General features: G+C 45.4%; 16 protein-coding genes. 6 read left to right on the forward strand and 10 right to left on the reverse strand.

The annotated features are described in order from the left end of the window. Positions 1-157: 157 nt before the first annotated feature. Entirely contained in the window at positions 158-1267 is a 1110-nt protein-coding gene (locus tag AC1U9Z_RS11925; RefSeq protein ID WP_479957489.1) for a TniB family NTP-binding protein, read from the forward strand. Between the two features lie 290 nt (positions 1268-1557). Here AC1U9Z_RS11925 and AC1U9Z_RS11930 read toward each other — a convergent pair whose 3' ends face one another. The 9 genes from AC1U9Z_RS11930 to AC1U9Z_RS11970 all read right to left on the reverse strand — a co-directional run bounded on the left by AC1U9Z_RS11930 (position 1558) and on the right by AC1U9Z_RS11970 (position 16307). Beyond that, complete coding sequence (locus AC1U9Z_RS11930) at positions 1558-2748, reverse strand: TniQ family protein (RefSeq protein ID WP_479957581.1); 1191 nt, start codon at positions 2746-2748, stop codon at positions 1558-1560. Positions 2749-2884: 136 nt separating this feature from the next. Further along, entirely contained in the window at positions 2885-4714 is a 1830-nt protein-coding gene (gene glmS / locus AC1U9Z_RS11935; RefSeq protein ID WP_479957490.1) for a glutamine--fructose-6-phosphate transaminase (isomerizing), read from the reverse strand. A gap of 344 nt (positions 4715-5058) precedes the next feature. Next, positions 5059-6393 (reverse strand): phosphoglucosamine mutase, encoded by a 1335-nt coding sequence (glmM, locus tag AC1U9Z_RS11940; RefSeq protein WP_479957491.1) that lies wholly within the window; start codon positions 6391-6393, stop codon positions 5059-5061. A gap of 130 nt (positions 6394-6523) precedes the next feature. Continuing rightward, the gene (locus tag AC1U9Z_RS11945) at positions 6524-7528 is read right to left on the reverse strand and encodes a CdaR family protein (protein ID WP_479957492.1); all 1005 of its coding nucleotides are present in this window, start codon (positions 7526-7528) and stop codon (positions 6524-6526) included. Further along, positions 7525-8349: a diadenylate cyclase CdaA gene (gene cdaA / locus AC1U9Z_RS11950; RefSeq protein WP_333532095.1), complete on the reverse strand. Its 825-nt coding sequence runs from the start codon at positions 8347-8349 to the stop codon at positions 7525-7527. The genes AC1U9Z_RS11945 and cdaA overlap by 4 nt, the downstream gene beginning before the upstream one ends. A 210-nt stretch (positions 8350-8559) precedes the next feature. Further along, positions 8560-13005, reverse strand: a complete 4446-nt coding sequence (locus AC1U9Z_RS11955; RefSeq protein ID WP_479957493.1) for a coiled-coil domain-containing protein — start codon at positions 13003-13005, stop codon at positions 8560-8562. A gap of 2 nt (positions 13006-13007) precedes the next feature. After that, positions 13008-13748, reverse strand: coding sequence for a DUF6063 family protein (locus tag AC1U9Z_RS11960; RefSeq protein ID WP_479957494.1), 741 nt, complete (start codon positions 13746-13748; stop codon positions 13008-13010). Further along, on the reverse strand, positions 13732-15264 hold the full coding sequence (locus tag AC1U9Z_RS11965; RefSeq protein ID WP_479957495.1) for a replicative DNA helicase: 1533 nt from the start codon (positions 15262-15264) through the stop codon (positions 13732-13734). The genes AC1U9Z_RS11960 and AC1U9Z_RS11965 overlap by 17 nt, the downstream gene beginning before the upstream one ends. After that, a complete protein-coding gene (locus AC1U9Z_RS11970) occupies positions 15249-16307 on the reverse strand; it encodes a Wadjet anti-phage system protein JetD domain-containing protein (protein ID WP_479957496.1) in 1059 nt (352 codons plus the stop codon). Before AC1U9Z_RS11970 ends, AC1U9Z_RS11965 begins: the two co-directional genes overlap by 16 nt. Positions 16308-16626: 319 nt before the next feature. Between AC1U9Z_RS11970 and AC1U9Z_RS11975 the strand changes: the two genes are divergently transcribed. After that, complete coding sequence (locus AC1U9Z_RS11975) at positions 16627-17130, forward strand: hypothetical protein (RefSeq protein ID WP_479957497.1); 504 nt, start codon at positions 16627-16629, stop codon at positions 17128-17130. 346 nt (positions 17131-17476) lie between these two features. Further along, positions 17477-19069 (forward strand): DUF4127 family protein, encoded by a 1593-nt coding sequence (locus AC1U9Z_RS11980; RefSeq protein WP_479957498.1) that lies wholly within the window; start codon positions 17477-17479, stop codon positions 19067-19069. A 63-nt stretch (positions 19070-19132) separates the two neighbouring features. Here the strand turns inward: AC1U9Z_RS11980 and AC1U9Z_RS11985 are convergent, their stop codons facing one another. Further along, positions 19133-20863, reverse strand: coding sequence for a YcdB/YcdC domain-containing protein (locus AC1U9Z_RS11985; protein ID WP_479957499.1), 1731 nt, complete (start codon positions 20861-20863; stop codon positions 19133-19135). A 270-nt stretch (positions 20864-21133) separates the two neighbouring features. Between AC1U9Z_RS11985 and AC1U9Z_RS11990 the strand changes: the two genes are divergently transcribed. Genes AC1U9Z_RS11990 through AC1U9Z_RS12000 form a run of 3 tightly spaced genes read left to right on the forward strand, consistent with a single transcriptional unit; the run spans position 21134 to position 23413 of the window. Beyond that, the gene (locus AC1U9Z_RS11990) at positions 21134-22099 is read left to right on the forward strand and encodes a transporter substrate-binding domain-containing protein (protein WP_479957501.1); all 966 of its coding nucleotides are present in this window, start codon (positions 21134-21136) and stop codon (positions 22097-22099) included. Between the two features lie 52 nt (positions 22100-22151). Then, positions 22152-22421, forward strand: a complete 270-nt coding sequence (locus AC1U9Z_RS11995) for a hypothetical protein (protein WP_479957503.1) — start codon at positions 22152-22154, stop codon at positions 22419-22421. A gap of 2 nt (positions 22422-22423) precedes the next feature. After that, entirely contained in the window at positions 22424-23413 is a 990-nt protein-coding gene (locus AC1U9Z_RS12000) for a PstS family phosphate ABC transporter substrate-binding protein (protein ID WP_479957505.1), read from the forward strand. Positions 23414-23527: the final 114 nt, after the last annotated feature.

The raw sequence follows: 23527 nt of genomic DNA on the forward strand, positions 1-23527 counted from the left end.
TGATGAACTTGGAGCACAGGCTCCGTATCTTTTTGTCCTTTTTTCTGCGACATCTATTTAGGTGTAATCCTACTTTTGGTTAACCAACATTATGGCGGTTTCTATTTTTACTGAAATTAGGTTCAGTTCAGCAAGCCCTAAATAAAGGTGATTCTAAATGAGCAAGAAAAATATAATTTCGATTCAAGAAACTGAAAAAGAAAAAGTTGCTCTAAGAGAAAAAATCAACTTAGACAAACTTACGCTCGAGCAACGCTATGAGTATGCTAAAAACTTAATTGTTTGGCACCCTAAAATGAAACTTCTTTATCAAGAAATAAATAAAGTGCATGCTAATTTAACTTCATCAGAAGAACCTGAATGCATGTCTCTATTTGGTCCAACAAGAGTAGGAAAATCAACTATTGTAAAACAGTATCTAAAAAAACACCCACGTTTTGAAACTGAAGATAAAGTTTTTTCAATTTACACAAGAACTTATTCTAATGCAACAATTACTAAAATACCGGTTCTCTACGTAAAACAAATTGATGTACCAGCTTCAATCGGATCAATAATTAACTCTATGTTACAAAGTCTTGGCCATCCCTTTTCATGTTCTGGAACTCGGTTATACCAAGAGACATCACGACTTAAGCAATTACTTGTTAATTGTGGCGTTGAACTAATCATACTTGATGAGGTTCAGCATTTTATAGATAGAAATAAAAAAAGACTACTTTCGGACTCAGCAGATTGGTTGAAAGGTCTTATAATTGACACTAACATACCAGTAGTACTTATGGGTACTCTAGAGTCTGAAAAGATTTTTGTTAATGACCAACTACAAGGGCGATTTCGTAATAATCACCGTCTATTTCCCTTTAACTGTCACAGTGAAAATGAAAGAATTCAATTTCGAAAACTTTTACAAACAATTGATAACGGGCTCCCGTTGAAAGAAAAATCAAACCTATCTCATACTGGAACATGGGAACTGATTTATCTAGGAACAGATGGTAAAGTGGCTTTTGTTATGGACTTTGTCAGAAGATGTGTCGAGCAAGCTTTGCAAACGAAAATGGAATTCTTAGATCATAAAATTATGTTTAATACATACCAAAAATATTATTCTAGACTTGCTTTATGCGAATCCAATCCTTTCGAACCAAAATTTGACACTGATAAGTACTTTGACCTAGATTTTCACAGAAAAAATTCTGATTATACATATGGGGTTAAGACTAACAACAGAAGTAACCTCCACCAGAATATGTTTTCTGATTAAAATACGATGATTTAATTTCCTCTTCTAGTAGGTATACACAGTCTAACCCATCTTCCATGATAGCATCGTGACCTATTGCTGTTGTATATATACCATTAACTATACCCCTAAGAATCTGAGTGGGTTTTTTTGTTTGAGATAAAACCTTACCTAGGCTTTGCCAATCTTTATTAGGATATCCATAACATCTGTATTTAAGTTTAGGTGCTAATAGAAGTTGATGTAAGCAATTTACTACATCTTTAAGTCTAAAAAAGCTATTCATATATTGATCTATCCCCTTGCTATCTTCAAGAGGTATTAATAAACCTGCTTCTACCAATTCTCTTAAAAAACCTATTTTCAATATTTTGATTACAATTTCTACCAGAAATGACTGCTTGATTAGCTGGAACATTATAATCGAAACCCAAATCATATGAAAAGTTTGTAAAATAATAATCTACAGTGTACTTTTTTCTAAAATACTCTTTATAAGCTATGACCAGATCTTTTGACAATTCATTAAATAATAACTGATCGTTAAAGCTATCTTTAAAATAATTAAATAACTCCATTAGTTTAGAATAAAAACCATATGAATCTTTTTTTCTATAGGCCAAATGAAAAATATTTTTAGAGTTTAGTATGGAATATTCGGCCATGGTCAACATAAACTCTAGGTGATTGTGTTTTAAACTAAACCCATCATATATTTCGGGAAAGTAAATCTCACCCTCATACGGATTTTCGTGAATGTCAAATACTCTCCCTAGCCAAAAATTAAGTAGTTTAACATATGTTACCTCATCATTATCATTTAACGGCTGATCTTTATTTGTTAACTTTATCCTAAAGATTTTGTAGAACTTCTTTTGGTTAGTTACTAACGGAGAGTATTTTGGAAATCTAATATCGTGATAAATTAATTTACCACAATCACATACTCCTGAAAATAAATTTGTTAATTTTATAGGCTTATTACATAAACTACATTTATAATTTAGTAAGCAAGAGTGGATTGGGCAGGTTATTAATAGCGGAAACCTCCAATATATTCTTTCGTACAGGGATTCTTTTAAACATATTGGGCAGAATTTGATCAAATTCCCTACTCTTGTTAATCTATTAATAAATCGGTATTTATCACTTAATAGTTCATTTTGATAATAATTAATTGTCATCTTTCTGATATCTATCTTAGAAACGCCAGTTAGTTCAGATATGTATTCAAAAACCTCTTCATTATCTATAGTGCTTAACCCAATATTGTTTGTTACTCTATCCGGTAATTTTAAAACTCTTGTCCATTCCAAACCCAAATAACCGTTAGCCTGTCCAATTCTAAACAGGTAGCTATCAAGGCTCTCATATTCTAAGGGCTTAATTCTTACTAAAAAGGGTGTACTTTTTCTCTCCACTTTTAACCACCACTTAACGAATGCTTCGTTATTAAAATTAAGACCGGTTTTCACCGGCCTTAATTTTGCATATTCATTCATTGCTACCAATTATTATTTAACATCCTGTGGGTTGTTACCTTCTCTATTCCAGAACTTTATGAGAACCATTCCAGATCTTTTTGAGCACAGTCCAGAACTTTTTGATAACCCACACCATTTTTTATTCCCATCCAACCTACTCCACCGTCACACTCTTCGCCAAATTCCTCGGCTTATCAACATCACACTCACGGTATACAGCCATATAGTAAGCCAACAGCTGCAAAGGAATTACGGTAATAATAGGTGCCAGTACCGGGTGGGTTTTGGGAATATACAGCACTTGGTCAGCTACTTTTTCCACTTCGGTGTGGCCTTCCATGGCCAGGGCGATGACGGAGGCGTCTCTGGCTTTGACTTCTTTGATGTTGCTGACCATCTTCTCAAAGAGGCTTTGCTGGGTGGCCAGGGCTATTACTGGGATGTTCTCCACGATGAGGGCCAGGGTGCCATGTTTTAGCTCGCCGGCGGCGTAGGCTTCAGCGTGGATGTAGGAGATTTCCTTTAGTTTCAGTGAGCCTTCCAGGGCAACGGCGTAGTCTAGGCCGCGGCCGATGAAGAAGGTGTTCTCAGCTTGATGATATTTATGGGCAAATTCTTTAATGGATTCAATATCATCCAGGACTTCCTGGGCCTTGGTATAGATGGCTTTGAGGTCGTCCAGTATTTCTTTAATGTTGCCAGCCGCCAGGGTGTTGCGCTCTTGGGCCAGGTAGAGGGCCAGGAGGTACATGGCCACTAGCTGGGTGGTATAGGCCTTGGTGGAGGCTACGGAGATTTCTGGGCCGGCCCAGGTGTAGATAATGTCGTCTGCTTCCCGGGCCACGGAGCTGGCAATGACGTTGGTAATGGCCACCACTCTGGCACCACGGCGGCGGGCTTCTCTAAGGGCTGCCAGGGTATCGGCCGTTTCCCCGGATTGGCTTACCACCACCACGAGGGTGTCTTTATCCACCAGGGGGTTACGGTAGCGGAATTCTGAGGCAATATCCACTTCCACGGGTACACGTACCAATTGTTCGATGACATATTTACCCACTATTCCAGCGTGGTAGGCCGTACCACAGGCGGTAACGATGATGCGTTTAATATTTTGGATTTGCTGGGTGGTCATCTTTATTTCGTCCAGGATTACTCTGTCACCAGCATGGGAGATGCGGCCCTTGAGGGTATCCCTGAGGGCCCGGGGCTGCTCATTGATTTCCTTGAGCATAAAGTGATCATAGCCGCCCTTTTCTGCCTCTTCGGCATCCCAGGTTACTTTGAAAATATCCCTTTGGACAATATTTCCGGCAGCATCCCGAATGATCACTTGGTCTGCCCTTAGATCAACCACATCACCATCATTGAGCAGGTAGCAATTGCGGGTGTGCTTAAGTAAGGCTGGGATGTCCGAGGCCAGCAGATTCTCGCCCTCACCTAGTCCAACCACCAGTGGCATATCCTGGCGGACGGCAATAATACGTCCTGGTTGTTCTTTGGAAATGGTCATGATGGCGTAGGAACCTTCCAGATGGGCTACTGTTTTGTGTACCGCCTCCAGGAGGTCTCCTTTATAAAAATGTTCGATCAGGTGTGGAATAACCTCGGTATCCGTTTCGGACTTAAAGATATGTCCCATGGAAGTTAGCCATTCCCGTAGTTGCAGGTAGTTTTCAATGATGCCATTGTGCACCACGGCAACTTTGCCGTCGTTTGAGGTATGGGGGTGGGCATTGACATCGCTGGGGCGTCCGTGAGTAGCCCACCGGGTATGACCAATACCAATGGTGGCATCTAAGGCCCTGCCAGCCAAGGCCTTTTCCAATTCGGCCAGACGGCCCATTCTTTTTTCAACTTTCAAACCGTCCTTATCCAAAACAGCAATGCCGGAAGAATCGTATCCTCTATATTCAAGTTTCTTTAATCCATCCAAAATAATTGGAGTTGCAGGTTTGCTGCCTACATAGCCGACTACGCCACACATAAATGTCGACCTCCTTAAATAGTCATGCCGTAACCAACCTGGTTACGGCTTCATCTCTTTTGTTTAATTTCCCCGGATAATGACAACAAAATACCAGGGTGTAAAACATTTATAAAATGTCACCAATTGATCACCAACAAAGTTTGTACCAGAAGTTGCCTGCTGGTTTTGTTTTGCGTTGCGGCTGTGACCAAGCCGGAGGGCATCCGCCGAATTTTCGATACTCCCTCTCCTCGTCAACCCTAAAGGGTTCTGGCGCTAGTGTATTTAGTTGTAACAACCGTTATTCTGACGGCATCACCCCTTTCTAGGTTTAAATTACACGATTATCCTCGTGGGCAACATTAAATGCTGCCCACAATTTCAGTCATTTTTTCCACGATACGCTGCAGTTCATCCATATCCTTGCCTTCCACCATAATCCGAACCAGAGGCTCTGTGCCGGAGGGCCGGACTAGGATGCGCCCTTGACCTGCTAAATCCCGCTCAAAACGCCGAATGGCTTCGGAAATGATGGGACTGTTCATGACATAATTTTTATCCTTAACTTGCACATTTTTCAAAATCTGTGGGTATCTTTCCATTTGACCAGCCAGTTGGGCCAGGGGCTTGCCGCTTTCTTTTAGCACGGTCAGCATTTGTAAGGCGGTGATTATGCCATCTCCGGTGGTATTGTGCTCCAAGAAAATAATATGGCCGGATTGCTCCCCGCCGAAGCGAGCACCGGTTTCCAATAATTTTTCCAGCACATAGCGATCCCCCACCTTGGTTTCTGCCACTTCAATATCGCTTGCCTGTAAAGCCTTATGCAGGCCAAGGTTGCTCATAACAGTAACTACCGTAAGGTTCTTGCGCAATTTATTTTTGGCTTTTAGATGCTTCGCACACATTACCATTATCTGGTCGCCATCCACCAGGTTCCCCTGATGATCCACGGCCAGTACTCTGTCAGAATCCCCATCGTGGGCTAGCCCAATGTCCGCCCCTTGCTTAATAACCTCTTCCATCAGGGTCTCGGGATGGGTAGAGCCGCAATCCGCATTGATGTTTACTCCATCCGGTCGATGGAAAATCGAAATAACCTCTGCTCCCAGTTCGGCATATATTCTGGGCGCAACCTGATAGGCCGCACCATTGGCACAATCCACAACGATTTTTAAGCCCGTGAGATCCGTGGCAATTGTATTTTTAGCAAAGTTAACATATTGGTCCACAGCATCTTCCACATAGTACATCCGGCCCAGGTCTCCACCGATTGGCCTGGGCAGCTCGGCCTGATCATCCAGAGCCAATTTTTCAATCTGGTCTTCCAATTCATCGGGCAGTTTGTAACCACTGGGTCCAAAAAACTTAATGCCATTATCCTGCACCGGATTGTGGGATGCTGAAATAACAACGCCAGCCCCTGCCCCTAATTTCTTTGTTAAGTAAGCAATGGCCGGTGTGGGCAATACACCCACTTTATAGACATCCACACCTACAGAGCATATTCCCGCTACCAGTGCTGCTTCCAGCATATCACCGGAAACTCTGGTATCTCGGCCAATCATAATTTTTTTGGGATGCCCCTGCTGAGTAAGGACGTACGCTCCAGCTCGCCCCAATCTAAAGGCCAATTCCGCTGTAAGCTCGGTATTGGCAACTCCACGTACTCCATCGGTTCCGAATAATTTAGCCATTTACACTCTTTTCCCCCTATCCATTTGAGGAATCATTATACGTTTATTCATTTGGTAAGTCAATTTATAAGAATAGTATGAACAATAGCTGTTGTTGGTCCTTTGTCAAATTTTAGAAAAACCACCTCCCCTATTCCGTGCCTTTATTGGTTTGCTTGGTTTCATCGGCACCCTCCGGATTATCTTTATTCGGTGTATCTTTGGGTGATTCCGGCTCTGTTACAGGCTGTTTCGGTTTTACTTGAATGGCCACCTCAACCTTGCCCGGGATAAGATCCACTACGCCAGGGGGTAACTGCAGTGGCACATCTTTGATGGTATCTTTGGTGATACCCTCAATATGGATGGGTTCCGTGCTAATACTCTCTAACTTATCCAAAACCGCCTCCGGTGCATATACCTGCACATTCGTAGGCTGAGCAATAACCCGCACCAACTGAAAGTTTGCCTCGGGATTGCCTGTGTAGCTGGGCATTACGGTTAACATTCGATAAGGTAGGGACCGGGTCACCGGTACTAGTATTTTTACTTTCTCCGTTGTTGCTGTGAGCCCCGTGGGTAGGGGTACACTCTGTACTCGTTCCACATTTTGCGTGGCACCCGTTACATCTATATTAATCGTAATACTGGCTATGTTTTTTAATTGCGTGGCTGTACCGTGAACAAGCACCATGTTGGGTTCAATGACTGGTTCTAATGCGGTATAGCCATATTGGGCCTGCCCTTTTATTGCCGCTATAACGGGCAATTGTTTATGAATAAGCCGATCTGCTTTAATTTCTACCCGCACCGGGTTTACCTGAACCACCTGTAATCCGCTTGGTGCGGTTACCTGTACTGGGCGGCTGTTGACCCCTTCCTGAAGATTACTTAAATCGACCGTGGCTTGAAAATCCTGGCTCCTGACACCGGATAACTGGATGATATTTTTCCCCTGGACACGAACCACAACATTTTTGGGTAATTCACTGATGATTAGGTCTTGGGCTATGGTGCCCCGGGTATCTAAGGCCACACGAAATTCCTGTTCCCTGCCAGGGTTGTGGACGATATTCACGTATAGCCAGAGAATAATGGCCAGTGCTAAAGATAGCAACAACATCGTTTTGTTGCTAAGTTTAAGGCGGCGAATCATTCCCCATCCCTCCTTAATACCCCGCCCAGTGTGCTGCTAGTCTTGGGTTCCAGGGCATCCATTAATTTTTGCTTGAGGGTAGATTCGTCTAACATACGATCTAAAACGCCATCGATGGCCAAAGAAATCGTCCCGGTTTCCTCCGATACAATGATCGCCAGGGCATCCGATACCTCTGAAATACCAATTCCCGCCCGGTGGCGGGTACCCAGTTCTTTACTGATATCCGGGTTTTCAGAGAGTGGTAAAAAGCAGGCAGCCGCTACCACACGGTCACCCCGGATAACCGCAGCACCATCATGCAGGGGTGTATTCGGAATAAAAATATTAACCAAAAACTCCCCTGAAACGATGCCATCCAACTTAACTCCTGAATCAATGTGTTCTTCTAGGCCAGTAACTCTTTCAACAATAATGAGGGCACCCATTTTGTTTTTTGTCAAAACGGTAATGGCACGTACCACTTCATTGATCATCCTGCTTCTATCTGCTTCCTTCAGCGTACTCATTGATCTGGCAAAAAACTTCCCCCGTCCTAGACTTTCCAAGGCCCGTCTAAGTTCTGGCTGAAAAACAATGGGCAAAGCCACCACCAGTCCGGTCATAACTTGTTGCAGCAACCAGTTTAGGGTGTTCAAATGAAACCAACTGGTAACAGTGGTTGCCACCAACAGCACCACTAAACCCTTAATCAGTTGGACAGCCCGCGTACCTTGAATAATTCTCATAAACCGGTAAAATACATAGGTCACCAGGAGAATGTCCAAGATGCTAGTGAGATTTATAATGTCAAGATTCAGCGCCTTTAGTGATGGCAGCAACTGGCACTCCCCCTCTATCTGATATTTTTTAGTATTTCTAAAATCGCTGGGCTAATCCACGAAAAAGTACACTTGATCTTTTTCGCTATTAATTTTCATTAACCTTCTGGTTGGAATAATGAATTATTTCACTACCTGCATTGGAAAAGCTTGGCTCACTTGCCTGTGACCTTAAAAAAGCCGGAGGCTATTGCCCCCGGTTCACAGTCCTTAGGCAAAAAGTGATAATTGCTCCTCCTCGCCCAATTGTTCGATTTCAAAGGGGTCCAGGTCGTGGAATAAGGCCCGGCTGATTTCCTTTTCCTTGGTCATGACGGCAATAGAAGGATCCTTGGTGGGGCGCAGCCGACAACTGTAAATAACCGGGAAATGGTCCTTTAAAAACTTTCCTTCGGCATGGGCCGTCAGGGCAATGATTTGGAAACCAAGTTGTTTGGCAATAAAAAATACCGGTGCCAGCACATGGTCACTGGAGGCCTTGCCAAAGGGGTTGTCCACAATGACCACCCGATGGTTCCCCTCTCCCCGGCGAATATGCTGACGCTTTTCTGCCAGGTAATTGAGAATCCCCAGGAACAGGGTCATATTTTTACTCCACTTTTCCCCGCCGGACCATTTTTCCGTTCTGGGCCATTCGGTAAAGGTCGTGCTGACGTGGCTATCGCTGTTGACCTTGCGGCAGCGTATTTTGATTTCCTGGCTGGAGTCAATGACTTGTAAAAGCTGCTTGGGATGCAGCCAGTTTTCTATTTGTTTTTTAATCCTGGCCTCATCTTCAAAGCCCTGATCCGTTTTATACTTTTCCTTCTCTAATTCTTGAATCATCCACTCCAGGTGTTTGCGCAGCTTTGCTTTGCCCTCCTGCTCCTGCCAATTGGGCACAGTAAAGTCGTATATTTGCTTTCTCCGATCCTCTATTTTCACCACGGTCATTTTAGGGATGGTCAGCAGTTCTTCACAGATGCGTATGAGATGCCCATGCAGGTGGGCGACAAAATGCTGTACCTGCTGGTCAAGGGTACGCAGGTGTTCCTCCAAAATATGGGTGGCGGCCCGGATACGCTCCTGGAGTTGCTCACCCCATTCCTTGATATCGGGGTATGTGGTCTTGAGCCGGATGCCGTTTAAGGATTGCTGCCTGGTCTTTTCATCCCGAATGTCCCGGCTGCAGTAATCCTCAAAATGCTTTCTGGCCTCTGCCACTATTTTTTGCTGCTCAGCCACCCTCTTTTGGCTAAGTTCCAGTTCCTTGATTAAACTATCGGTAAATTCCAGGCGACGGTAGGGATATTCCTGCAATTCCTTTAAGCTAAGGGCATACCCTTCTATTTCATCCTGTTGGTAATGGTAAATACCCTGGGCCACTTCTAATTTTCGCTTTACTTGCTCCAACTGTTGTTGCAGGATTAGTAACTCCCTTTTTCTCTGGCCTAATAGGCTTTCTTCAGTTGCCAAGCGGTTTTTCTCCTGGATCAATTCTTCCTGAACCCGCACCAGGCTGCTTTGGCCAAATTCCACCACCGATACCAAACCAAATCCTGCCTGATAATGCTGTATTTCGTTATCTATGGTGGCTCCTTGAATACCCCATTGAGTATATCGGCTTTGATAGCCTTTTTCTGCTTTGTCTAATGCCGCGGCAGCTTCCTTTCTTAGTATGACCAACCGATCAATCTCGACATCTCCACCGGGTGGAAACAGCATTGCTTGATCAATATTTTCGCCAAATTGGGTCAGGTGCGTATGGCTTTCCCTGGTTAATCGTGAGATTTCTTTTTCCAGGGCCTGTATCTGTCGTTCCAGGGAGGTTCTATTTTCTTGCCAGCCCGCCAGTTTAGCCGCAACCCCATGCCTTTGTTCCTTTAACAATTCGAAGGAGATGGCCGTGGCCTGTCCCTGAACCGGCCGCACCCTTTTGTACTCCTCTTCGGCCTGCAGTGCAATCAATGTTCGATCAATATCCCGCAATCGTTCCTGTTGACGGTCTAACTGTTGTTTTAAACCCTCTGCCTCCTGCTTTTGACCTTGCATCTTTTCTGTCAGGGCTCGGCACCGGAAACCTGCTTGCTCCAGGAGATTCACAGAATGTACTCGTTTTTCCTCCAACTTCTGCCACTTGATACCCTGCTGCAGCCGCTGGGATAAATGATTTTGTTCCTGTTCCAAAATTCCCTGCCGGATAACAGCCTCCTCCAGCCGCCGCTCCTGTTCCAGATACTGCTTCTCCCTGGCCTGAATTTCATCCCTCAGTCGTTGGCAGTGCCCTTTCGCCCGCTCCACCTCTTCCTTGAGGGGTTGGTAAATCCTTTGGTGATCGTATTCCTGCCAAAATTGCCGCATGCTATCCGCCAGGGCTTGCCACTGTTGTTTTCTGTCCGTGCAGGCTATCCTTTCAGCGGTTACTTCCGCGGCTAGTTTACTTTGTGCCTCAAGCCAGGCCTGAAAGTTCTCCTGTTGCGAAATCTTAGGCCAGCGTGCCGGGGTAACTTGGCGAAGTCGTGCTGACTCTCCGGTGGCGGCCAACTTCCTGGCCTCCTGTTCACTCAGGATAAAGATGGGGTGCGTCCAGTGATCTCCCTGCTTCTCCAACTGCTTCTGTAATTTCTCCAGCTCCCCCTGGCTTACCACCAACGAAACGGGCCAAAGAGGGTAGTGCTGGTAAAGTTGCGCCATGCTCAGTTGGTCATGCTCTTCCAGATATAGGGAGGCAAAGGAGGTACCCAGTTGTAAAGAAGGGAAAGTGCCCTGACCCCTTTGCAGCCATTTTTCCAGGGCTGGATCGGCTGTGAAAACGCTGTTGTCTTTATACAGATCATACAGACGCAGCATTACCCGCTCCTGTTCCAGCAATTTCTCCTGCTGCACCGTTAGCCGAGCCAGTTCCTCCTCCAGTCTGTGTTGGACCGTCGGTTGGCGCAGATAAAGGGATTGGATTTCCTGATCCTGGGGCGACAGTAAGTAAAGCCGTTCCAGCAGAATCTTTTCCTGCCTTTGTATAGCTGTCCGTCGTTCCTCGGCCTGGGTTAGGTTCCGGTTGGCGGTGGTCAGTTCCTGCTGTAATTCCTTTATCAGGCTGCGCCACTGAACCTTACTTTCTTTGCCGGTTTTGATTTGTTGGATCATTTCTTGTAAATCCTGGGCCACCTGATCCGAGCGTTCTTTCCATAGGGGTATTTGCTGGGGGACGGTTTCCCGTCGCGGGTCATCTAAAACTTCTTCCTGTATTTGCTCCAGTTGTTCTCCGATATTCTTCAAGTCCCTACCTAGACCCGCTTCTTCCACCCTGGCCTGCTGTAATTGGCCACGGCTTTGCTCCAGTTCCTGTTCCAGGCCATGGGCCTTTGACGAAATCTCCCGTTGCTGGGCTTCTGCCAGTCTTTGTTGCTCCACGATGGCCTCTTCCTGCCGATCGTAATGATACCTTAGCCCAGCCAATATTTGGTTTAACTCCCCGTTCAGCCGCTCAATATCCGGCGATTGTGCCAGGTTGGCCAGTTCCCACTCTAGGAAGGATAAATGCTCTTGCTTTTCCGTTCGTTGTGCCTGCAGCCGGGCAAACTGCAGGGATACCAGTTGATGATGACATTCCTGATATTGCTGGTTTTTTACCTCTTTGGCCAGACCCAGGGTGTCTAACTCCCTTTGCAATTGGGCCTGTTCCTGTTGCAGGTGAGCAATCTTGAGGGATGCTTTTTTCCGCTGGTGGTATTGCTCTCTCTCCTGTAAATCCTTTTCTGTGGCCGCTAGGTCCTGCTGCTCGGTCTCTGCCAAGGCAATTTCTTCGGCTACCCTTTGAAAAAGTCCCTTAGCCCGGGCCTTTTGGTGCAGGAGGGCTGCTTCTTCCCGGGCCAATGCCCCGTACCGCTCGATGATGCGGGTAATTTGCTCGGTCACCTGACGATATTCCTTTATTTGTTCCTGCAAGGACATATATTCCCGAAACTGATGCCGCTGGTTATCAAATGTCTTGGCAAAATCCTTGGTACCATTGCCAGCCATGCCCTGCTCCACCACCGGAATTAAGAGATTGTCCACCAGTTGCCCGGTGGTCTTGCAATGGTCGAAAAATTTTTCCACATCTCCTTCGGAGCTGTTGATTTTGATCATGGCTTCCCATTCCGAGCTGACAATTTGAAACTGTTTTTCCAGGTACTGTTGATATTCCTGTTTGGTGGCAAAGGTTTTGGCGTTCATGGAACCGGCGGCCATTTTTTGATAATACTCTTTCATCTCATCCCGGTTGGCCGGACGTTTCCCGCTGCCATCCTGCCGGACAAAGGGCAGCAATTCAATGCGTCCCTTATCCCCGGCGGGATAATCATAGGCATAGAGCAGATATTCCAGACCTTCCTTGCCCATATAGAAGGTGATACAGGTTAGGGCATAATGACGAGGGGAGTGATCCAGCAGCCACTCTACGGCGATGTGGGCGGGTGACCCGGTCACATCCAGGGTATCCCTAACCTTGCGATCCGCCAGCACTCCGTTGGGCACCATGGCCTGAATCACACTCTGGATAAATACGGTTTTACCACCGCCATTTTCCAGCAAGATGGCACCGTTATGGCCATCAAACAAAAATAGTTCATCATTGTAACGCTTATTCCCCTGTTCATATTGTACGTTGGTTAAGCGGATTTTTGAGATGGCTGGCATGGCTATTCATTTCCTTTCACTTGGTCGTACTGGTACATAAAGGCCAGAATACCCCGGTTGTATTCTAAGTCCATAAAATAGCGCTGAATAATGATTTTAGCCTTTTCGGTCAGCACCAGTTCGTCATTGCCCTGTTCCAGTACTAAATCCTGATCCTTGAGAAACCGGATAACCCTTTTTAAAAAGCCCAGCCTGCTCTGCTGCTTACTGTCCTGACGTTTGGCCGTCTCCTTGAGATCGTCCAGGGCTTCCCAGTATTCAATAACACCGTTCCAGTTCCACTCACTTTCCTGTTCCAACTGAGCCAGTTCTTCCGGGCCGTGTTCCTTCAGGGTGTCCATGCGCTCCCGAATCTGGACCAGCCATTCCCCCAGGGGCAAAAAGTCCCTGGTCGCTTCACTGGTTTCGTAGCTATCGTAAAAGGCACCAAACAACACAATGATGCAAAAGTACATCATATAAATATCCAGGTTGGTTGCTTGATAACCAAAATATTCCCGTCGGATATAGGCATTTTTCACATGAAAGATCGACTGCCCGGATTTAGGCAGCAAAAAGAGGTGCTCCGAGGTTTTGATGATCACGCTATCCGTTTCTGCAGCAAAGGAATCGATTAAACTGCGTACCTCACTGCTGGTTAGGTAAGAGCGAAAAACCTCTTCTTCTTCGGCAACTTTCCCCCGTTGGATTAAATGAACCAGTACCCGAAAGGCCTGTTCAATATCATCACTGTGAAATTGCATCTGGCTTCATCCTCACCTGTAAAATCATTTCTTGAATTTCATAACGTTGGGTCGGCTGCAGGAGGGATTCCTTCTCCTGTACCTCGATGGCTAAGGCTTCGGGCCAACTGGCCATGATTTCATCCAGTAGGTTGGCAGCCCGATCCTCCCGGTCACCGGCAGCTGCCTTGACCGGTGAATATTGGTGCAGCAGGAGCCAGAAATCGTAAAAAGAGCGATGCTCTAACCAGTGCCGCCGGTCTTCCTGTTGCCCCAATGCGGCTGCTACTTCGGATAATTTTATAAGAGTGCGTTCCCCCATTAATTCTCGAATAAAGCCGGCAATGGCTTTATAGTTAGCCCGTTGGAATAAGAAAAAGGATTCTTCGTCCAGATCGGTGGCGGCCTCCGGAAAATAACCGGTCTCCCACTCTTCCTCTGCACCGGCTTTATTGAGCCGTTGGGGAGCAAAAACTTCCAAAGGCGACCAGCTTTTTTCCAAATGTGGTCCCAGGAATGGCCTTACCAGCCCCTGGACCGCCAGGGTTGGCAGCGGAGAGGTCATCACCCTGGAGGTAATGTCCTGGTTAAAGTTAAACGCTGTCAGCCCGGCATGATAGAGGGATTCCCTGGCGGCCTGCATGGCCTTGCGTTTTAAACTGATGCTTTCATCCAGCAGGGTACGGTGCTGGTGATGTACCATTTCTAGTTCCTTGGCAATCTCTATGAGCAATCCATAGGCTTGGCGCTCCTTTGCGGAATGCAGCTCATACTCAAATTTCTTTTTGGTTTCCAACACGAAACCATGCAGTTCATTAAATTCCTCATGTTCACGGGCCAATCGGGCATGAATTTCATCCAGCATTTTCACATACTTGCTTTGGGTCTCATGGGAAATGATGTTACGCTGCACCTCATGGTTTAACTGCAGCATTTTGCGTCGCAGTTCCTCCACCGCAATACTCATCTCGTCGATTTCCCTTAAAGCACCATTCAGTTCTCCCTTTTCCAACTGCTTGCGCAGCACCAATTGATTAATGGAAAGATGAAATTCACTGTAATACTCCTTGGTGGCAAAAATCAGTTCCAAGCCCCGCTCGGTTAGGCGATAATATTGGATATTTTGGGCCAGGTTGGACTCCCGCACCTCCAGCAGGGAGTAATAGATCTGCTCCCGCCGTCTTGTTTCCCAGTTATAAAAGGATTTCTCCTTCTTTTTACCCGAGGCATCCCGAAAGGTTTCGATCATTTCCCGGGCGATTTTTAAAAAACCTGCTTCATCGGCGGCAATTGGCCCTGTGGCATTTACTGCCTGTAAATATTGGGCCAAATCCCTTACCGAGGTCTGGCGTCGTCTGGTTAACATGCTCTCAAAGAAAAACAGCAGGGCTAACAGGCCCAGGCTGAACCAATCGATGGGGTTGCCCCTCTGATCCTTGCCCAATTTACGATCCAATTCATAGAGGGGTTCAAAAATCGCTAAACGATTCATTCTTTCCCGGTAGCCCCGGGTTAAATCCTTTAGTCGCTGATCCACGGGTAATTTCTCCCTATCGTTTTTATTTCTTCTGTGCTTAGGGCCTCCTGGGGCAAATAACATCCCCTCAGCAACATCTGTTGCAGTCTTTCCTGCTCCGGCAAAGAAAAATGCGGCAGAAATTGAGCCAGAGCCTCATCATTGGCCCTTTGATTATCCTTGCCCGGCTGATCAGCCTTGCTTAACAGGGCTTGGTAAAAGGGGCGGGCTAGCTGCACCGGCAGCCTTTGCTGCAGGCTGTACCAGATCCCGATCCCTTCATAATCAAGGTCACCAAAATAATGAAAAGTGTGTTGTTGACTAGGTGATAGTCCGGTCTGCTGATAAAACAGAGCCAACCCGGTAATGACGGCTTTCCCCCGTCCATAGACTAACGTGGTAAAACTTTGCTGCTGGTGAAAATCCCCAAACAGGGCGTGGAAAGCCGTTTTGTTTTCTACGATAAGATGAAGGTGCTGTTGTCTGTTGGTTCGCCAGAGGTCGGGCTGCAAAGCCCAGACCAGTGGCTCCGGGGCGGGACGAATACCCAGCAACTTATCTCCTAAGCCAAGCCGCTCTAAAAGCTCCTTGCCCCCAGACTCATCGTACCATTTCTCATCGCCCATGACCTGGTATGATCGCTCCGGTGCCGGTACCAAGTCCCCTGGCAAGCCATACTCCTTCAAATAGGCATCTACTTTTTCCACCCAGGGCAGGTCCTGTTGCCAACCCTTCGGACCGCTTTTATAATAAAAATCCAGTTTTATCGCAGGATGTAATCGTAGGCGTAAACGCTGCAGTTCCCGGTAAAAATCTTGATGCAGGGCCGTCTGGCCAATGTGATATCGATAGGCCAAGGCTGGGGTCTTATGGTTATAGCCCCGGGTCTTCACTGGTATCAATAGTCCCGCTGCCTCTAACTTCTCTACGGTATGAGCAAAGGCGGGGTATTCCACCGAGGCATCAAAAAGGTTTTGCAGTGTAGACAAATCGACGGTCTTCTTTTTATATTCCTGTAAAAATTGATAAAGCCTTTGCCAGACCTGTGCATTCAGCTTACTCACCACCCCGAAATTACTTTGCAAGTTATTTCTATTTTCTAGATGCAAGAAACATATTCCTACAATTTTTTTGTTATATTTACTGGTAATTGAGGATTCGGTTACCTGTGCTATAATACAAAATAAAAGCAGCGTCACTTGCTGCTTAATCGTAGTTGCAACATTCCCATGTTAGCTAACGTTTCACATTTCCATTATCATCTGGGTAATGTTTTTGACCGTTTACCGTCCTACTATTAAGGAAAAATCAGACACGCCTTCAGATCTTTGCCGATAACCGTTCGTATTAAGTTGGAGGTGAAAACTTAAAAGGAAAGGGGGAATGAAAGAAGTGTTGAACGATAAAAAGCCAAGTTTTTGGGTGATTATCTTCTCCATCATCCTCGTATTCGCAGTGGGAATGGAATGGCTGGTTCATCCAAAGGATAAAGAGGCAGATGAATTAGAACAAATTACTCGTTTTGCCCGGGAAGTGATTAACCGGGATATCGCAAATTATGAAGCAAACCCGGCCGTGAACATTATCGACAGTAAGATAACCCGCCTGGAGTTGGTGAAAACCTTTGAAAAATTGTCCGATACACCGATTGACGTATATGCACTGGAATACCGCCTACTTCCTAAGGATTTGGCTAAAGTGGTATTGGCCGGCGGCATACAGGTCGATGAACTTGGTTGGCTCAAGGAAACTAGCAGCATGGGCAGTCCACTCCTCGTTTTATCCCGAAATAACGGTTCCGTAGAACAGCTTGGAATTCTCTGGACAGTAGCAGTGAATGAGGATGGTGGTTTGGAACCATCCGTAAAAGGATTACTAAAAAAATAAAGATGAAAGGTCACATACCTGGCAGGACAACGTTCGAACCCAGTCATTCATGATTTCTTCTGACACATTCTCTTCCGTAATATTGGCAACAACAGCTTGTGTTCTAGCCCTTTCAACAGCCACTTTAAGAGCTAATCGTTTATTCTCCTTCTCTGCCGTTGCAAGCTAGACCCCTGATTTTATTCGCATCCTTTCTCAGCACAAAATTTTAATTTTAGCATTTATGGAAATCGGGCAAATTTGCCTAAAAACACGAACAAATTCTATTTAGCAGGAACGTTTTTGACATTTTATCGTCCTTATATAATATAGGTATATCAAATATTTCTATAAGGGGTAAATGACCGTGAAAAGGATTATTTTGCTTTGTTTTTCTTTATTGCTTATCACAAGTTTTTCCCACTCCATGGCCCATGGCAATCCTGCTAATGAGGAATCCCCCATCGGGAAAGTTTCCGGCAAGGTATTGTTTGTGCCTTTGGATGAAAGGCCAGTCAGTTTGGATTATGTAACCCAAACCATTGGCGGGACCGGGGTAGAGGTAATTACACCGCCCAGAGAATTACTGTCCAATAAAAGAATTGCCGCGAATACGGACAGACTTTGGCAGTGGGTCCTGGAACAGTGCCCCCAGGTAGACTATCTGGTAATGGCCAGTGATAACATGATTTACGGGGGGCTTATTCCCTCCCGCATCCACTCCCTTGATATCCAAACCCTAACCAACCGGGTGGCTAATTTCTCCAAAATCAAGAAAATTAATCCCAAGGCAAAGGTTTATATTTTTACGACGATTATGCGTTCTCCCAGGGAAAGTGGCAGCACCGAAGAACCGGATTATTACCTTACTTATGGCAGCAAACTATTTCAGTACAGCGCTTTACTGGACCGAGCGGATTTGGGAGCGCTAACTCCGGCAGAAGAGAAAAGGTTTGCTCAACTGCAGGCGGACATACCCCAAAGCATCCGCAGTGATTGGTTTAACCGCAGGGCCAGAAACCTGAATGTTACCAATCAATTAATCAGCCTTAATAAAAAGGGTATCATCGACTACATGGCCCTCACCCGGGATGATTGTGCCGTTCATTGCGCCAGTCACCATGACTTCCGCAGGCTGCAGGGTGCCTTTACGGGAATGCCCCAGAGTCAATTTATTACCTTCCCCGGAGCCGATGAACTGGGCATGGTATTGCTGACCAGGGTAACCAATGAGTTAGCCGGGGTCAAGCCAAAGGTATATATTCAATATGCACCGGGGGCTGGGGGCAACACTCTGCCCGGTTATGAAGACCAACCTTTAGCGGTCACCGTTCCGGATCACATTATTGCTGCCGGTGGCATCACCGTGGCCAAGCCTGCCGAAGCCGACCTGATCCTCGGTGTCAATAGCCCGGAGAATGGTGTCACCAAAGAGGCGGCTACTGCCCACAATGTGATCCAAAACAGACCCAGCACGGTAAAATTTGTTGAAACCCTGCAAGGCTTTCTGCAGCAAAACAAAAAAATTGCCGTTGCTGACATTGCCTTTTCCAACGGAGCTGATAATACCTTCATGTCCCTACTGGAAAAGGAAGAAATGCTGCCCCATTTTAAGGCCTACTCCGGCTGGAACACCTGCAGCAACAGTGTCGGCTATGCCCTGGGTCAAGGCATGCTGGCCGATTATATGGATATCGAGCTGCAGCAGAGGCTCCTGACCATTCGATATTTGGACGACTGGGCTTATCAGGCAGATATTCGTCAGGCTGTAGAAAGGGAAATCCTTTTACCCTTTGGCTATGACCGAAATAATTTAGGCCCACTGGAAGCTCAGGTAAAGGAAGAAATAAAGACACGGTTGCAGACCTTTGCTGATAACCATAACTTAAACGCTAAGGTACAAGATGTTTCCCTGCCCTGGCATCGAGCCTTTAATATTAAGGTTGAGCTGGAAATTTAAAGGGAGTGTCACCTGCTGCTTAATCACAGCAAGTGACACTCCTCTTCTTAATTATTTTAAAAATTAATCGGTATCGCCATACCCAATAACGACTGATTGGCCGGTCAAAGCATCAATATATGTGACACCCGCTTGAGGTTTTGGCATATAAACCAGATAAGGGGCTGGTGCCCTCTGCCCGAGCCATTCAGGCCAGAAGTAGGTCAAGGATAGGGGGTGGGTTTTTAGATACTCGGCTTTAGCAACTTCAGCGGTGACAATCCCTTGCTTATCCGGCAGCCTTACAGAAGTATCCAAACCACCTTTGGCATAGCCTACTACCTCACCCGTTAAATTATTGATCGAAACAAAATAGCCCCCATCACTGACTGGAATTCCCTGATATAGGGGGTAAAACGAAAAATGACTGACTGGCTCCGGTAGCTCTTCTTTGTTCCTTCGTTTCTGATCAAACCAGGCGATCGTATCAAAATCATAGGATACTAAATCCATTTCTGTTGAACCGACAGCCAAATACCTTTGTATAAATTGCAGGGCTCTTTGCCGAATTAACTCTTTGGCAACCCTCTCTTCTTTAACTGCCTTTGAGTGATCTTGCACGCTTAAACGCAAAACTTCTCCGCTAGCCGCAACAGTCTGTAGGTGTACATACTTCATGTCGTTTCCGTCCTCGGGCTCATTGGCAGTGCTCCAGGAAAAGTCTTTATATTTCGTAGCTCCTTGGAAAGTATCTTTATGTTCATGAATATGATTAAACGCCATCGTTCCCATGTCCATCTTAAATTCTTCGACCAATACTTTAGCCGCTTCTTCCTTGGTCTGTGCCAAAAGTTGCTTCCCTGCACCACTCAATTGCACCCTCTCCGATTGGCTGGCCAAATTCCCCATTTCCTGTACAGGTTCACCGGATAAGGCATCAATCGAACTGGCATGCACCGGCGCATACATAAGAACGGGACGAGTCTCCCTTGATTCGCCCCTCATGCCGAATTGCAAGGGTTGACACTGTATGTAGTTCAGTTTCATTTGTATCATTTGGTTAAATATATCCGTGGCTTCTTGCTGGCTGATGGCTTTGGCCGGGTCTGGAAAGACACTGGTATCTAAATTGTCCATTTTTTGTCGGTAATAACCGGTTATATGCCCAGCGGCATCCACGTCTACCCTTAGTGCTTGATTCAAAAAGGGTATCCCATTCACTAAATAATCAAAGCTTACCGTCCTTGCACTCCACCGTATTTCGTTACCCTCACTATCACTACTTGAACTACCACTATAGCCTAATTGCTCATTCATTTGGTAGAGGTCTGCCTTGTCCCCCAGAACCCTCTTAATAAATTGAGCTGCCTGCTGCTTGGCGAATTCCTGTGACGGCAGTTTTTCCGTGGCCCACTCAGGAATTGACATGTCAAACGTACAGAGTTCATCGCTGTTGGCAGCAAAGGTTAATCTGGCACTGGCTGCATCGATACCGGAGCTTCCCGGCGGAAGTTCTTGATAAAAGTGCCATATCCAAATGCTGTCTGTTTCAGAGTTTCCTACAAATTGAAGGGTTAGTTTTTTCAGCTCCGGCAGTATCTGATAATATTTTTCCAGCATCCTCTGTTGTGAATCTGTTAACTCAACCCCCGTGGCAATAGTTGCCTCCTTCGAATCAGCTTCAGTTTTTGCTATCTGGTTTGTTTGTTCCATCCTTTCCGGCACGGCAACTTGGCTACTTTCACTTGCCGCCGCCATAGAGGTCATCAGCAGACCCATGGCCAGAACAACTCCGGCTACCATATGCTTAGTCAATTTCGCTCCCCCCATGTTTTTATACCATTATAACCCATCCAGGGATAACCTTTAATAACTTTTATAGGCTTTCTTGTAGTAAAATTTTAAGTAACCCCAAAATTCCCTTTCGCTCGGTGCTAACAATCATTCCTTCCGCATTGGAATCTACCGCAAATGATAGAAGTTTATTGTCATCCCCTTCAAAATTGATTTGAAAATCTACAAGAGGTTTTTCCTCTCTTTCGTCTAAGTAATGATTAAATATAAATTTTTAGGAGGTATTGCTTTATGAAGAGAAACTTCTTACTTATTCTTTTGGGTTTGTTAATGATAGTTTTCCCATTTAGCACTCAAGCACTGGCAGCGGATCAGACAGTTACGGTAAATCCCTTGCCCTTGAAATTTTTTATTAACGGCAGTGAGAAAACCCCCACGGAGGGACAACCCTCCTTTATCCATCAGGGTACCACCTATGTGCCCCTGCGTTTTGTGACAGAATCCTTAGGCCAGTCGGTAAAATGGGATGGCGATACTTTAACGGTGTGGATTGGTGAAACACCGGCTATGGCCAAGCAAAAAATTGTGGTTGGCTGCGACCCTACCTTCCCACCCTTTGAGTCTTTGGAACCAAACAATAAATATATCGGTTTTGATATTGACCTAATGCAAGCTGTCGCTAGGGCTGAGGGCCTGGAGGTAGAATTTAAAAATCTTTCCTTTGATCAACTTTTTTCATCTTTGCTGGCTGATCAAGTGGATGCCGTGATTTCTGGTATCAGCATCACCGAGGAACGAAAAAAGCGGTTTTTATTTTCCCAGCCCTACTTTACTTACGGGCAAGTCATTGCTGTAAAATCCAATAACAGTAATATAAACAAACTATCTGATTTGGCCGGTAAAAACCTTGCTGTACAAGGTGGTTCCTATGCCTATGATTTGGCTGAACAACAGGTCTCGGCTAAGCTGCACCCCTTTGACACCGTTGAACAGGTCCTAGCAGAATTAAAAAATGGACAAGTCGATGCCGCTATCTGCGATTTCCCCTCCGCTAGCGCATATATTCGTGCTAATACTGACATCAAGTTATTAGGTGAATTGATTTCCCCAGAGGACATGGGTATTGCTGTGGCTCAGAACAAACCTGAACTCCTGAACCAGATTAACAACGGTTTACAAAGGATTATAGAAAGCGGAGAGTATGCAAAAATTTATCAGCAGTGGTTTGGCGATAACACCTGGCACACTGCTTCATAGTTATTCAACCATGGTGCCAGACACCATGTTGAATATTAGGGGGTATTTGTATATGAAAAGAATCGGTTGGGCTTTATTTGCAGCAGTATTTATCTTCTTTCTATCGCTCATCGTCATTGCTCCCATCATTTCAAATATTGGATACAGTTCGGTAGAAGGTTCCTATCATGCTGCAACACATGCCCTTTTAATTTCGCTACTATTTACTGTCATCGTTTGTACAATGATGATTATGGAAGAAATTAATCTTATTAAAGAAAAATTAAATAGTCAAGGCGATTCCGCACCTCAAAGTAACGATGTACTTCGGGAAGGAGGTTAACCATGAGGAAACCCTTGGCCTTTGTGTTCATGCTTTTGCTGGCACTCGTACTTGTTTCTTGTACAAAGGTTGGAGACACGCCGCAACCCACGGTTTCTCCATCAAAAGATGCAACGGTTAATAATGCAAACCTTATGAGTGATACGGCTGGGAAATTGGGAATTACGCATCAAAACTATCCGAAAATGGATGGCTCTACCTCAACGCTTTCAATTGTTCGGGCCATCAATAAAGCTCTCTATCAGTATTATGAAAATGACAATTTTCCTGAAACAGCAGCAAAAACAGTCCCTTCCTATCAAGCACTGATAAACGGTGAAGTGGATATGATCATTGTACCCTATGCCTCTTCGGATGTTCTGGACCTTGCAAAGGACAAGGGCGTAGAACTTGAATTTTTCCCAATAGCCGCTGAGGCACTGGTATTTATCACCCCCATCGAAAACGAGACGGAAAATATAACACTGGAGCAGTTACGCAGCATCTACCTCGATTATGGCATAACAAATTGGACTGAGTTAGGTGGCCCTAACCGTAAGCTTGTGCCGATTTGCAGAAATTCGGACAGCGGCAGCCAATCACAGATGGATAACCTTGTTTTAGACGGTAAGAAAATGCACTCCGCCATACAGAAAAATTATGTGGAGTTAACCATGGAGGGTATGCTGGAACAAGTGGCTTTTTACCATCATGGCGGACTAAATGGCAGCCCCACAGACAGCTATGCACTTGGCTATACGCTATACACTTATTTAAAAAGCATGGGGGAAATGACCGGGATCGATGAAAGGTTGAAGATTCTCGCATTTGAAGGTTTCGTTCCCACGGAGGAAAGCCTAGCAGATGGTTCATATTCTCTTACGGATGGTTATTATGCGGTGGTGCGAAAGGATTTGCCGAAAAACCACAGTGCCAGGATTATCATCAACTGGCTGAAAAGTGATGATGGAAAGGCTGTTATAAAAGGACTGGGGCTTATTCCTTATGAATAATACTCTAAAAAGATTAATTTTATTTTTTATCACTGTGGTATTTTCCTCCATAATCTTACAATATGCATATAGTTATTTTTTTGCAGATGGATTCATTGCACGTACGCTAATCTT

The sequence above is a fragment of the Desulfotomaculum sp. genome, assembly GCF_982386235.1.

Coding starts and splice junctions, on each gene's coding strand:
- AC1U9Z_RS11925 (WP_479957489.1), top strand. CDS start 158: ATGAGCAAGAAAAATATAATTTCGATTCAAGAAACTGAAAAAGAAAAA.
- AC1U9Z_RS11930 (WP_479957581.1), bottom strand. CDS start 2,748: ATGAATGAATATGCAAAATTAAGGCCGGTGAAAACCGGTCTTAATTTT.
- glmS (WP_479957490.1), bottom strand. CDS start 4,714: ATGTGTGGCGTAGTCGGCTATGTAGGCAGCAAACCTGCAACTCCAATT.
- glmM (WP_479957491.1), bottom strand. CDS start 6,393: ATGGCTAAATTATTCGGAACCGATGGAGTACGTGGAGTTGCCAATACC.
- AC1U9Z_RS11945 (WP_479957492.1), bottom strand. CDS start 7,528: ATGATTCGCCGCCTTAAACTTAGCAACAAAACGATGTTGTTGCTATCT.
- AC1U9Z_RS11955 (WP_479957493.1), bottom strand. CDS start 13,005: ATGCCAGCCATCTCAAAAATCCGCTTAACCAACGTACAATATGAACAG.
- AC1U9Z_RS11960 (WP_479957494.1), bottom strand. CDS start 13,748: ATGCAATTTCACAGTGATGATATTGAACAGGCCTTTCGGGTACTGGTT.
- AC1U9Z_RS11975 (WP_479957497.1), top strand. CDS start 16,627: ATGAAAGAAGTGTTGAACGATAAAAAGCCAAGTTTTTGGGTGATTATC.
- AC1U9Z_RS11990 (WP_479957501.1), top strand. CDS start 21,134: ATGAAGAGAAACTTCTTACTTATTCTTTTGGGTTTGTTAATGATAGTT.
- AC1U9Z_RS11995 (WP_479957503.1), top strand. CDS start 22,152: ATGAAAAGAATCGGTTGGGCTTTATTTGCAGCAGTATTTATCTTCTTT.
- AC1U9Z_RS12000 (WP_479957505.1), top strand. CDS start 22,424: ATGAGGAAACCCTTGGCCTTTGTGTTCATGCTTTTGCTGGCACTCGTA.